This window comes from Hyalangium versicolor (genome assembly GCF_020103695.1).
GTDB lineage: Bacteria > Myxococcota > Myxococcia > Myxococcales > Myxococcaceae > Hyalangium > Hyalangium versicolor.
Genome location: NZ_JAHXBF010000009.1, coordinates 416,794 through 429,751, shown reverse-complemented (window position 1 = coordinate 429,751; position 12,958 = coordinate 416,794). Strand labels below are relative to the sequence as shown.

6 protein-coding genes are annotated in these 12,958 nt (G+C 68.1%); 2 read left to right on the top strand and 4 right to left on the bottom strand.

The window, feature by feature from the left end:
- Positions 1-18: 18 nt before the first annotated feature.
- The gene (locus KY501_RS21065; protein ID WP_224365006.1) at positions 19-1,629 is read right to left on the bottom strand and encodes a serine/threonine-protein kinase; all 1,611 of its coding nucleotides are present in this window, start codon (positions 1,627-1,629) and stop codon (positions 19-21) included.
- A 199-nt stretch (positions 1,630-1,828) separates the two neighbouring features.
- On the opposite strand from KY501_RS21065, the gene KY501_RS21060 reads away from it, so the two are divergent.
- On the top strand, positions 1,829-6,304 hold the full coding sequence (locus tag KY501_RS21060; RefSeq protein ID WP_224365005.1) for a lamin tail domain-containing protein: 4,476 nt from the start codon (positions 1,829-1,831) through the stop codon (positions 6,302-6,304).
- A gap of 126 nt (positions 6,305-6,430) precedes the next feature.
- On the opposite strand, the gene KY501_RS21055 is transcribed toward KY501_RS21060, so the two are convergent.
- From KY501_RS21055 to KY501_RS21045, 3 genes are all read right to left on the bottom strand, one after another.
- On the bottom strand, positions 6,431-7,069 hold the full coding sequence (locus KY501_RS21055; RefSeq protein ID WP_224365004.1) for a TetR/AcrR family transcriptional regulator: 639 nt from the start codon (positions 7,067-7,069) through the stop codon (positions 6,431-6,433).
- A gap of 21 nt (positions 7,070-7,090) precedes the next feature.
- Positions 7,091-8,320, bottom strand: coding sequence for a metallophosphoesterase (locus tag KY501_RS21050; protein WP_224365003.1), 1,230 nt, complete (start codon positions 8,318-8,320; stop codon positions 7,091-7,093).
- A 79-nt stretch (positions 8,321-8,399) separates the two neighbouring features.
- On the bottom strand, positions 8,400-12,071 hold the full coding sequence (locus KY501_RS21045; RefSeq protein ID WP_224365002.1) for a two-component regulator propeller domain-containing protein: 3,672 nt from the start codon (positions 12,069-12,071) through the stop codon (positions 8,400-8,402).
- A 397-nt stretch (positions 12,072-12,468) separates the two neighbouring features.
- On the opposite strand from KY501_RS21045, the gene KY501_RS21040 reads away from it, so the two are divergent.
- On the top strand, positions 12,469-12,897 hold the full coding sequence (locus tag KY501_RS21040; protein WP_224365001.1) for a hypothetical protein: 429 nt from the start codon (positions 12,469-12,471) through the stop codon (positions 12,895-12,897).
- The last annotated feature ends 61 nt before the right edge of the window (positions 12,898-12,958 follow it).

Below are 12,958 nucleotides of genomic sequence, written 5' to 3'. Positions count from 1 at the left end.
GGCGTGCCAGCCCTGCGCTCACCCCGAGCGCATGAGGATCTGCCCCGAGGCACTCGGAGCCGAGCGTGAGCCGGACACCGGCTCGGTGCCCTGGCGCACGTGGGCCAGCGCCTCCTGTGCCGCTCGTGCCAGCGTCGCCTGTCCCTGCGGGTAGGGCGCCGCGTCCCCCGTGAGTGCCAGCAGCCTCTCGCGGACTTCAGCACCCGTGGCGATGCGCTGGTTCACGCTGCGCTGCAGCAGCCCCATCACCACCGCATCCAGCTCGGGCGGCACATCCGGTCGGCTCGCCGAGGGCGGCGCAATCTCCTGCGTCACCGCCGCATGCATCAACTCCGCCTCGTTCTGCCCCACCAGCACGCGCTGGCCCGTCAGCGCCTCGTGCAGCGTGAGCCCCAGCGCATATAGATCGACGCGCCCATCAATCTGCTTGCCGTAGGCCTGCTCCGGCGACATGTACCCCAGCTTGCCGCGCACGCTGCCCGCCACGGTGAGCTGCGCGCGCGCCGTGTCCCGCGCGATGCCGAAGTCCGACAGCTTCACCTCTCCAATCCGCGACACCAGCACGTTGGGCGGATTCACATCCCGGTGGATCAGGTGCAGCGGCTCGCCCGTGCGCCCGGTACGCCGGTGCAGATAGTCCAGCGCCGAGGCCAGCTCCGCCCCCAGGAACGCCACCGCGCTCACCGGGAGCCCCTGCCACCCCCGCCCCCGCAGCAGCGTGCTCAGCGGCAGCCCGTCCACGAACTCCATCGCCAGGAAGTACGTGTTGGCATGCTTCCCCAGGTCGAACACCTGCACGATGTTCGGGTGGTGCAGCGTGGAGCACAGCTCCGCCTCACGGCGGAACAGCGTGACGAACTCCACATCGTCCGCGTACGAAGGGAGGATCCGCTTCAGTGCCACCTGCTTCTCGAAACCACCCTCGGGGCTGTACGTGGCGCGGTACACCTCGGCCATGCCGCCGGAGCCGATGCGCTCGTGCAGCATGTACTTGCCCATGACTTCCTGCTCGCGCAGCGCGGCCAGCGCCTGCTCCGTCTTCCGCACGAAGTGCCGCGCCAGGATGGCCGTGGCCACGCCTGAACTCAGCAGGAACACCGAGCGCATGACGATGAACGGCGGCGTCAGCGTCAGCAGCGGCTGCTCGGGCAACAGCGGCCGGACGAAGAAGAAGTACAGCCCCAGGTACTCGCCCCCCGCGAGCGCTCCGGCCACCAGCGCCAACAACGGCTGGGTGCGGAGCGCCGCCAGCACCACCAGCGTGCCCCAGATGACGAGCGTGGGCGCGGTGAGCGCATACGTGGGCCCCTGGAACCGCAAGTCGAAGGCCAGCACCACCGAGGGAATGCTCACCTCAATCGCCACATTGAGCCAGTGGATGGCGGGGTGGAACCACCCGGCTCGCAGCGCCCGCCAGAGGATGGCGTAGTACACGCACAGCACCCCCACCAGCGACAGCAACGCCCGAGTGAGCCCCCAGCCCAGGTACGGCCCCAGCGCTCCCACCGCCACCAGGCACGCCCCCGCCAGCCCCGCCATGTAACCGGCCACGGAGGTTTCTCGCGCCTGGGCGTCCCGGCGCATGTGGTTCTGGAGAAAACGAGAGACGGCGGAGGCTCGGGTCGTCATGCGGAGCCTCGAACCATAGTGCGAACGAGGGTTTGGCGGGCAGGGGGGCCCAGGAAGACCCACCAGGTCTTCTGCCCGCTTCCCCCCTCACTTCCTTCACAGGTCGTGTCCGGGGTAAAGTGTCGCTGAAATGTTGCACAGGGGCTCTCGTGCCGTGGCAGGTACGGAGTCCTCCCCCTCGCTCTCCCAGGACATCCGCATGCGTCAAGAAACGCGCCTTCTGTTGGCCGTGCTCGCCACCGGCCTTCTCGCAATCACAGGCTGTTCCAGCGACGGCAACACCGTCTGTGGAGATGGGCAAAAGGAGGGCGCGGAGCAATGTGACGATGGCAACAACAACAGTGGGGATGGCTGTAGCAACACGTGTACGACAGAGACCGTTCCGCTGACGTGCGGCAACGGGGTACGGGAGCTCGAGGAGGCCTGTGACGACGGGAACTCGAAGAACGGGGATGGCTGCGAGAACGACTGCACCCTCACCCCCAAGCCCAGCACCGAGTGCGCCACGTTGCCGCCGGTGTCCTCGGGCAGCACCTGCGAGGTGACGAAGCCGGGCACCAACGGCGCGCGGCTGTTCCTGGGCGTGGTGCTCAAGGACAGCGGGGTGCTCAATGGCGGCCAGGTGTTGGTGGATGCCCAGGGCATCATCCAGTGCTCGGCGTGTGACTGCTCGGACAACGCGGACGCCGCGGAGGCCACCGTCATCTCCTGCCCGCAGGGTGTCATCTCCCCGGGCCTGATCAACTCGCACGACCACATCACCTACCAGGGCGGGCCGCCGTCGCGCACCGAGGAGCGCTACGAGCACCGGCACGACTGGCGCATCAAGAACCATGACGGCCACACGCAGTTGGTGAACGGCGCCACCAGCAGCAACAACGCCATCCTGTGGGGCGAGCTGCGCCAGGTGCTGGCAGGCACCACGTCGGTGGCGGGCAGCGGCGGGCAGCCGGGCCTGCTGCGCAACCTGGACAAGGACAGCATCACCACCAGCGGTGGCAACCAGGCAGGCCTCGGCGAGCAGGCCATCGAATACCAGACGTTCCCGCTGGGGGACTCCGGGGGCAAGGAGCTGACGAACAGCTGTGACTACCCGGCTTCGGGCATCGACAAGCCGACGGTCATCCCGGCCCACTCCGCCTACTTCCCGCACGTGGCCGAGGGCATCGAGGAGTCCGCGCACAACGAGTTCCGCTGCGTGTCCACCACCGACAACGGCGGGCAGAATCTCTTCACGCGCCAGACGGCCATCATCCACGGTATCGCCGCCAATGCGGCGGACATCGGCATGATGGCCAGCCGGGGCACGGACCTCATCTGGTCTCCGCGCTCCAACGTGTCGCTGTACGGCGACACGGCCATGGTGACGGCGTACAAGCAGATGGGTGTCACCATCGCGCTGGGGACGGACTGGGTGGCCTCGGGCTCCATGAACCTGCTGCGCGAGCTGCAGTGCGCGGACTTCCTCAACACCAACTACTACTCGCGGCCCTTCTCGGACGAGGAGCTGTGGCGCCTGGTGACGGCCAACGCGGCGGACATCACGGACACCCAGGAGAAGCTGGGCCGGCTCGAGAAGGGCAAGGTGGCGGACCTGGCCATCTTCCGGCTGCGCAGCTTCGCCGCCTCGCCCTATCGCGCCGTCATCACCGCCAATCCGGAGGACGTGGTGCTCACCGTGCGTGGTGGCCTGCCGCTCTACGGAGACAAGGCGCTGGTGACCGCGCTGGGGAGGAGCGGTTGTGAGGGGCTGGAGGTGTGTGGCGCGGAGAGGGTGCTGTGCATCAACGATGACATCAAACAGACGTACAGCGCGCTGGCGACGGCGAACACGAACCTCTACCCGCTCTTCTTCTGCAACCAGGCGCCCACCAACGAGCCGACGTGCGTGCCGCAGCGTACCTCCACCAACACCCAATTCCCCGCGAGCGTGAACAGCTCCACGGCGTACAGCGGAGCGCGGGCGGCGGACGACCAGGATGGGGACGGGGTGCCGGACTCGAAGGACAACTGCGCCATCGTCTTCAACCCCATCCGGCCCATGGATAACGGAGTGCAGGCGGACACGGACAAGGATGGCGTGGGTGACGCGTGCGACGTGTGCCCGCTGGAGGCCAACAGCACCACCTGCAAGGTGCCGGCGCCGGACGACGAGGACGCGGACGGCCTCAAGGACTGGCTGGACAACTGCCCGTTCGTGGCCAACGCGGACCAGGCGGACGCGGACAAGGATGGGCACGGCGACGCGTGCGATGCGTGCGCCACGGCCAACCCGGGCTTCCAGGCCTGCCCGGTGAGCATCTACGACTTGAAGAAGCCGGTGGGTGGAACGTACCCGCTCGTCAACGAGCCGGTGGCCCTGGCGGACGTGCTGGTGACGGCGGTGGGCAGCACGGGCTTCTTCGTCCAGGCACTTACCTCCGAACAGACGCCGGACTACTCGGGCCTGTTCGTGTTCACCAGCACGAAGCCCTCGGTGGCGGCGGGGGATCGCATCTCCATCACCTCGGGGACGGCGGCCAACTACTACGGGCAGATCCAGCTCACGAACGCCGCGTTCACGAAGAACTCCAGCAACAATCCGCTGCCGGCGCCGGTGAAGGTGAGCCCGGCGGACGTGCACACCGGAGGCCCGCGCGCCGTGGCGCTGGAGGGCGTGCTGGTGGAGCTCGACAACGTCTCCGTGACGAAGCTGGAGCCCACGCTGGGCTCGGGCGACAAGGCGCCCTCCAACGAGTTCGTCGTGGACACCACGGCGAGCACGGACAATGAGACGGCCGGCGTTCGGGTCAACGACTACCTCTACTTGAGCAATCCGCTGCCGGCGGTGGGCACGAAGTTCCGCCTGGTGCGGGGCATCCTGGAGCTGCGCAATGACCACTACAAGGTGGAGGTGCGCGGCGTGCAGGACCTGGTGGCGCCGCCGCCGGCCATCACCGCGTTCGGTCCCTCGGGCCAGTACGTGCGCGTGGGGCAGATGGGGACGGACTCCTTCCCGCAGGCGCTCACGCTGACGCTGGGAGGCACCTACTTCGAGGATGTGGTCGTCACCCTCGAGGCCAGCTCGGGAGCGCTCCATGCCGGCACCAACGGCAACGGTACCGTCACCATCCCAAAGGGACAGACCTCGGTGGTGGTGCCGCTGCAGGGTGTGTCCCAGGCCGAGAGCGTCACCCTCACGGCGACGCTGGAGGGCTCCTCGAAGACAGTCACGGTGCGTGTGCTGGGAGAGATGGAGCAACCCCAGGTGGCCTCGCTGACGCCGAACGAGCCAGTGACGGCGGCGGGCGGGCAGGTGCGCTTCACCGTCAAGCTTGACCGGCCGGCTCCGGCGAACACGACGCTGGACTTCACGGTGGCGCCGGCGGGCTTCGGCACTGTCAGCCCCACCTCGGTGAGCGTGCCCCTCAACGCCACGGAGGCGGCGTTCCGCTTCACCGCGGACGCGGCGCCGTCCAGCACGACGGGCACCGTCACCGCTTCGGTGGGCGCGGCCAGCGCGAGCGCCACGGTGACCATCGCGGCCAGTGTTCCCAAGCTCGCCAGCCTGACGCCCAGCGCTGCGGTGCTGGTGGAGCCGGGCGCCAGCCACACGTTCACCGTCACGCTGGATGCGCCGGCGCTGTATGACACGGCGGTGGAGCTGTCGGCGACGCCGGACTCGGCGGCGGCCACGTACGGCACGGTGCCGGAGGTGGTGGTGGTGCCCATGGGACAGACGTCCGCGAGCTTCACCTTCACGGCGGGCAGCTCGCCGAACGTGAACGGGCAGGTGAAGGCCAGCCTGGACGGGGTGGAGTTCTCCACGCCGGTGCGGGTGGGCGCGACGCTGCCTCGTCTGGCGAGCCTGTCGCCCGCGAACGCCACGGTGCTGGCCGGCGCGACGCAGACCTTCACGGTGACGTTGGACCAGTCCGCGCTGGAAGACACCCTTGTGACGTTGGCGCTCTCTCCGGCGAGCGGAGCGGGTTCCATCCCGGCCTCCGCCACCATTGCGAAAGGCGCGACCTCGGCCACGTTCACCTTCACGGCCGACAGCGCTCCCTCGGTGACGGCGGCAACGCTGACGGCGAGCATGGGCACGGTGTCGTTCTCCTCGACGCTGAGGCTCGTGGTGTCCGTGGCGGGGCTGATCATCAACGAGATCGACTACGACCAGCCGAGCGCGGATACGAAGGAGTTCGTGGAGATCTACAACAGCTCGAGCCAGACGATCTCCCTGTCTGGGCTGAAGCTGGTCTTCATCAATGGCTCGGGGACCGGCAGCAAGTACGCGGAAGTGGACCTCTCGACGCAGACGGATCTGGCGGCAGGGCAGTACCTGGTGGTGGGCTCGCAGTTGGTGCTCGACACGGTGCCGGCGGGCGCGAAGAAGATCCTGTTCGCGGCGGCCATCCAGAATGGTGATCCGGATGCGGTGGGCATCTACGACACAGCCAATGACAAGCTGGTGGATTCGATCTCGTACGGTGGGCAGACGCCCAATGTCGTCCTGGGCACGGCGAGCTTGAGCTTCCAGGAAGGGACGAACCCGACGACGACGCTGAAGGACTCGGGGACGGCCGATGGCTCGCTGTCGCGCTCGCCGAACGGAGTGGACTCCAACGTGAACGCGATGGACTTCAAGTTCACCACCACGGTCACTCCGGGCGCGGCGAACGTCCAGTCGCCCTGAGCAGAGCCGCAGCGCTCGGCCCGGCGCTCCTGGTGGTTCCAGGGAGCGCCGGTGTCGGGCGGCCATGAGCCGAACCTGTAGGACTGGCAGACAGGTTGGCTCGAACCGCGCTCGGAGGGGAGCTTCCTACTCCTTCAGCGGCTGGATGCCGGTGACGAGCAGCTTGTCCAGCGAGGCCAGGACGGGATCGTACGTTACCGTCGCCCGGAACAGGTTCTGGTGCACGAGCAGGCCGATGTACGCGCCGATCACCCCGTGCGCCGTCTGCACCGGATCCACGTCCGCGCGGAACTCCGCCTTCTTCTGCCCGTAGCGGATGATGCTGGCCAGCACGTGGACGTAGACCTCGAGCTTCTCGCGCAGCGCCTCGGCTACCCGCTCGTTGGACTCGGCGGCTTCGGCGGACACCATGCCGAAGAAGATGCCGTACTCACGGTGGTACCGCAGGAACTGCGCCGTGCGATTCAGGAATGAGACGATCTGCTCGCGCGCCGCCTGCTTGCGGTGCTCGGTCAGCAGATCGACGAACTCGTTGAGATAGCGCTGGTGCAGCTCGTCGATGGCCGCCAGCAGCAGATCCTCCTTCGTGGGGAAGTGCCAGTAGAGCGCGCCAGGCGTCATGCGGATGGCCTTGGCCAGCTCCGCCATCGTCGTTGCCAGGAACCCGCGCCGGGCGAACAGCGTGATGGCCGCCTCGAGAATCTCCACCCGGGTGCGTGCCGCGCGCTCTTGCTTGATCTCCCGCTTCGCCGGTTCCTTGCGCATGGGAACCGCATCCTATCTACCTCAAGAGAGCAGCGTCACCTGCACAATCTCCGGTGGGGCGGCGATGCGCACCGGAGGTCCCCAGAAGCCCGTGCCCCGGCTCACGTAGAGGTGGCGCCCGTTCTCCTCGAAGTGTCCGGCGGCGTAGTCCCAGATGGCGGACACGGCCAGGTTGAAGGGGAAGAACTGGCCGCCGTGGGTGTGCCCGGACAGCTGCAGGCCCATGCCTGCCTCGCGGGCCTCCTTCCAGTTGGCGGGCTGGTGGGCCAGGAGCACCGCCGCGCGATCGGGATCCCTGCCCGCCACGGCCTTCTTGAGATCATATCCCTGGCCACCGCCGAAGCGGCCCGCGGACCAGTCATCCACGCCGACGAGATCAAACGAGGCATTCGGCTCGCCGATGCGCAAGAACCGGTTGCGCAGCACGGGGATGCCCATGCGCTCCAGTGCCTCGGTCCACTCCTCGTCTCCGGAGTAGTACTCGTGGTTGCCGGTGACGAAGTAGGAGCCATATCGGCTGCGCAGATTCGTGAGTGCGCCCACCGCGTGGCCCAGGTCCTCCACGCTGCCATCCACCAGGTCTCCGGTGATGCACACGAGGTCCGGTTTGAGCGCGTTGCACTGAGCCACCATGGCATCCATGAAGCGGCGCTGGATGAGCGGGCCCACGTGGATGTCGCTCACCTGGACGAGGGTGACGCCATCCAGCGCCTTGGGCAGGCCGGGCAGCCGGACGGAGATGCGGTTGATGACGGGAGGGTGGAAGGCGCGCCAGGTGCCGTACCCCACCATGCCTCCCGTGACGAGCAGCGCTCCGCCGGCGGTGGCTCGAGCAAGGAACTGGCGCCGCTCCTCGGAGACAGGAGCAGGGGCGGGAGCGGGAGCCGAAGCCGGTGCGGAGTCGGCCGGTGCGGAGGCCTGCGCCCGCCGCTGCCGCACGAGGCCTGCCAGGGAGCGCGCCCCGCCCAGGACGAAGAGGGCCAGGAGCAGGTAGATGGCCACGCTCATCCAGGTCCACCCCACGGTGGCCAGGGCGAACACGAGATCCTCGGGAAGCACGAACGCCAGTCCCCGCGAGCCCAGCATGAGCAGGCACAGGGCCGCCATGGCGATGACTCCGGCCTTGCGCCAGCCCGGGTGTCCGGAGGTGTCCCGGAAGATGCGCCGGTACAGGTAGACGTGGCTCAGGACGGAGAGCACGCTGAGGATGACGAGGAAGACGAGGGTTCGCACGAGGACGGCGGCAGCCATGGACCTCAATACTTACCCCGTCCGTCCGCGCCGCAACCGGAACTGCATATGAAGAAACGTGAAGCGTCCGGTCCCCGCCTCAAGCCGCAGGAGCCTTGGAGGGCTGACCGAGCTCGGTGAGCAGCACTCGGAGGCGGGCGCGAAGGGGTTCCGGCTCGAAGGGCTTCTCCAGCCAGGGCAGGTGCGTGCTGTCCAGGAAGGTACGGGCCGCCTCGGTGAAGGCACCGCCGGTGAGGAACACCATGCGCTCGGCCATCTCGGGGGCTTCGTGGCGCAGGGTCTCGTGCAGCTCCATTCCCGTCATCTCCGGCATCATCAGGTCACAGAGGATGAGGGCATAGCGCTCCCCGGCGCGCAGCTGCTCCAGGGCCAGGCGCGCGCTGGTGAAGGACACCACCTCATGGTCGGGCTCCAGCGTGCGGGACAGGGCCGTGATGAGCAGCGGCTCGTCATCGATGATCAACAGCCGGCCCCGAGCTGGGGAGGACGGACCCACTGCGGGAAGGATGGTATGGGCCCCCGAGGGATCCTTCGGCGCCGGAGGCAGCTCCACCTCGAAGGTGGTGCCCTTGCCCTGCTCGCTGCGCACGCGGATCTCCCCGCCCATGTTCTGGATGTAGGAGTGGCAGATGGACAACCCCAGCCCGGTGCCCACGCCCACCGGCTTGGTAGTGAAGAAGGGCTCGAAGATGCGGGGCAGCACCTCGGGGGGAATGCCCGAGCCGGTGTCGCTCACCGCCGCCAGGATGTGGCCGCGCTCGTTGGTGCGCAGGGTGATGCGGATCTCATGCTGATCCGCGTGGCCCTCGGGGATGGCCTGGGCGGCGTTGACCAGCAGGTTGAGGAACACCTGGCCCAGGCGCGTCTCGTCCCCGAGCACCTCGAGCCCCTCGTCGTATTCCTTCACCACGCGGGCCCGGTGGCGGATCTCCGCGTCCGCGATGGACAGCGCCAGCTCCATCACCCCGTGGAGATCCACCCGCCGCAGGCGCTCGGGCTGCATGCGGGAGAACGTCTTCAAGTCCTGGACGATGCGCTTCACGCGATCGGCGCCCTGGAGCGCCTCATCGAGCGCCTGCTCCACCTCGCCCCAGCCGGCCTGAGGGCCTTCCCGTTGAGCAGCGCCGCGCACCTCCGAGGTGGCGTAGTGGAGGTTGGAGATGATGTAGGCCAGGGGGTTGTTGATCTCGTGCCCCACGCCGGCGGCCAGCGTGCCCACCGCCGCCATCTTCTCGGCGTGGATGAGCCGCTCGCGGGTGGCCTGCAGCTCCTGGATGCGAGCCTTCAGGTCGCCGTTGACGGTGGCGAGCTCGGCGGTGCGCTCATCGACGCGGGCCTGCAATTGCCGCTCGCGCCGGCGCACTCGGAGGATGCGCAGCCACACGGTGCCGGCCACCACCAGAGCGGTGAGCAGTCCGCACGCCACGCGGAAGCTCCACGTCTGGTAGAAGCGCGGCTCCAGGGAGAACAGCAGCGTGGCCTCGGACGGCGTGAACCCCTCATGTGGAGAGGCCACCTCGACGTGGAACCGGTAGTGCCCGGGGGCCAGGTGCGTGTAGTAGGCCTCGCGCCGGGAGCCGGCTTCCACCCAGTCCGCGTCCACGCCCTCCAGCCGGTAGCGGAACGTGAGCTGCTGGGGCGCGCGCAGGCTCGTGGCCGTGTAGTGGATCTCCACCCGGCCCTCTCCCACGGGGATGGGGCGCTCGACAGCCAGGGGCACGGACCTCGAGTTGATGAGGAGATCCTCGATGAGCACCGAGGGGGCGGGCAGTGCCTGCGTCTGCCACGGCTTGTTCGGATCGTAGACGACGACGCCTCGGATGGTGGGGAACCACAGCCGGCCATCGCGGCTGACGATGCCCGCGGGCATGCCGATGCCGTTGCACTCCTCGGCGCGCATGCCCTCATCCGTGCCGTAGGCCTCCGAGGTGAGGTGCGAGAGTTGGCCGTCGGCCACGGCCTCCAGCTCCGCCTGGGACACGCGGAAGATGCCCTTGTTGCAGCTCATCCACAGGTTGCCGTGCCCGTCCGGGAGGATCTCGAAGATGCGATCGTTGAACAGGCCCTCGGAGCGGGAGAAGCGCTGGAAGTTGTCCTGCTTCCACCGGTAGAGGCCCTCGTCGGTGCCGATCCACAGCACGCCGTCGGGCTCCTCTTGCAGGGCCTGGACCTCGCTGAACATCGGTCGGCCCTCGTCGGCCACGAGGACGAGGCGGCCCTTGAGGAAGTAGGCGAGCCCGCCCTCGGCGGTGCCCACCCAGAAGCCTCCGGCCTTCCGCTTCTTGAGCAGCGTGATGGAGTTGCCGGGCAGTCCCTGGGCGCGGGTGAGGAGCTCGAATTGCTCGCCGTTCCACCGCGCCAGGCCCTCCTGGGTGCCGGCCCAGAGCGAACCTTCCCGGTCGAAGTACGCCACGCGCACGGCCCCCGACGGCAGGCCCTGGGCGTGGGAGAGCGACAGGGTGATGGCGCCGCGCTCCCAGCGGCTGAGGCCCGTCTGGGTGGCGAACCAGATGCTGCCATCGGGGGCCTCGGTGATGGAGCGGACGCGGTCGTGGATGAGGCCGTCGCGAGTCGTCCACGTGGTCATCTTCCCGTCCTGCCAGCGCGTGACACCGCTGCCCAGGCCCGCGAACCAGAGGCTGCCGTCACGGGCCTCGTAGATGGCGGTGACGACCTCCTGGGGCAGTCCCTCGGGGCGGCCCATCGAAGTGAAGGGCGCATCCTTGAAGCGGTGGAGCCCTCCCTCGGAGGCACCGATCCAGAGGTTGCCCTCGAGATCCTCCAGGAAGGCGATCACCGTGTTGCTCACCAGACCCTGGGTGACATCGAAGGTGAAGCGTCGGCCTTGGGCCAGGCGCAGCATGCCCAGACCGGTGCTGCCCACCCAGAGGGTGTTCAGCCGGTCCACGAAGAGCGCTCCGACGGGAGAGCCCGGTAGGCTCGCCTCGGGGACGGGCCGCAGGCGCTGATCGCGCAACTGGTACACAGTGCCATCCTCGGTGCCGATCCAGAGGGTGCCGTCCTTTTCCGCGGCGAGCGACAGCACCGAGGCATTGGCCTGCTCCGGCAACGAGGGGCCCGGTTGCAGCGCCGTGCCGTCCCAGAACTGCAGGCCCTTCGGCGTGCCCACCCAAAGCCTTCCTTTGGGATCCTCGACGAGCGCACCAACGCGGTTGTGGGCCAGGCCGGTATCGGTGGTCCACACCTGGAAGCGGCCCTCGGAGTACCGCAGCAGTCCATGGCCGTCGGTGGCGATCCAGAGCGAGCCATCCCTCGTGGGGAGCAGCGCGTGGAGGTGCCGCAGTGGAACTTCGGGCGCCGCGTTGACGGCGGAGAAGATGCCCTGGCTCATGCGGGTGAGCCCCACGTCGGTGCCGATCCACAAGGTTCCTGCCGGATCCGTGGCCAGACAGCGGATGGTGCGTCCCTGGAGGGCAGGGGTGTTGATCAAATCGAAGACGGTGAAGTGCACGCCATCGAAGCGGACGAGTCCCTCCCAGGTGCCGGACCAGAGGTAGCCATCGGGCGTCTGCGCGAGAGCCTCAATGGCGTTCTCCGGGAGCCCATCGGTCGTCTGCCAGACGCGGTGGGGGAACTGGACCAGGGACTTGTCCGGATCAAGGGCCGAGGCTGGGAGCGCGCCTCCGAGCAGACCCACGAGCAGCACGGTCGCGAAGACACACCGGGAGCGCCGGCCCGCGGCGGGATCGGAGGGAGGTGCTCGGAGGTGGCTACGTGAAGCGGGGGGCATGGGGCGGACCTGGAGAGGCGGCACCGTAGCGAGGAGCTGCGCCGGGGAAAAGCCGGTCTACCGGATCCGGATCCGCATTCTCGTGAGCAAAAGCAGGCAGCTAGGAATTCGAGGGGAAACCTTTCGGATGGCTGCCCCCCAGACGAGCCAGCGGGGAAGGTGGGTCGAGAGGATTGGCATCTCGACGAGACCAGAAACCTCCTTCACCTATTTCCGACCTCCCAGGTTGAGTACTCAATAAGCATCACGGGTGATCATTTCGGGCACTGCTCCACTGCCTCCGGTCTTGGATTCTCATGACAGAACCATGACAAAGGCATGGAGTGCTCATGGCCATTGGATGGGGCCCCACGCAGTAGGTTGGTCCTCGTCACTGCTCTGCCCCGGTGCGCCCCCCATGCGTGTCATGACCGCTGCTCTCCTGGTGGAAGCTGTCACGGAACTCTCGAAGGGCTCCAAGCTGGTCCGGGCCAAGGATGTGTTCGCCTGGTGCGACCGGAACGGCGTGGACTACCAGGGAGAGCGACTCAAGAACCACGCCATCTGGGATGCGGACTGCGAGGAGGCCCGCGGTCAGCAGCGGCTCCTGAAGTTCAAGAGCGGGGAGAGCAAGCAGTCTCGAGAAGGCTGGGCGCTCATTGCTCATAGAGCCCGAGCCCGTGAAGCCGCCGCGCGCCTGGGCTGGCGCGAGATGCTCTGGACGGGAGAGAAGTGGGACTGGCTCGACGGGAGCCCGCCCATTCGGACACGGCGTTCCGGCGCAGCGGAGAAGCCGGTCGACGGAGAAGCGGGCTGGGGCTCGGCCTCCGAAGGCACCTGGCCGTAGCGCATCACAAACACGCGCGCGGAAGACTCTCTGTGGGGAGCCCTTTCCCTCTCCCGGCTTC

Bases quoted from the DNA above. Each gene is read 5' to 3' on its own strand.
- KY501_RS21065 (WP_224365006.1), bottom strand. From the start codon at position 1,629: ATGACGACCCGAGCCTCCGCCGTCTCTCGTTTTCTCCAGAACCACATG.
- KY501_RS21060 (WP_224365005.1), top strand. From the start codon at position 1,829: ATGCGTCAAGAAACGCGCCTTCTGTTGGCCGTGCTCGCCACCGGCCTT.
- KY501_RS21055 (WP_224365004.1), bottom strand. From the start codon at position 7,069: ATGCGCAAGGAACCGGCGAAGCGGGAGATCAAGCAAGAGCGCGCGGCA.
- KY501_RS21050 (WP_224365003.1), bottom strand. From the start codon at position 8,320: ATGGCTGCCGCCGTCCTCGTGCGAACCCTCGTCTTCCTCGTCATCCTC.
- KY501_RS21045 (WP_224365002.1), bottom strand. From the start codon at position 12,071: ATGCCCCCCGCTTCACGTAGCCACCTCCGAGCACCTCCCTCCGATCCC.
- KY501_RS21040 (WP_224365001.1), top strand. From the start codon at position 12,469: ATGCGTGTCATGACCGCTGCTCTCCTGGTGGAAGCTGTCACGGAACTC.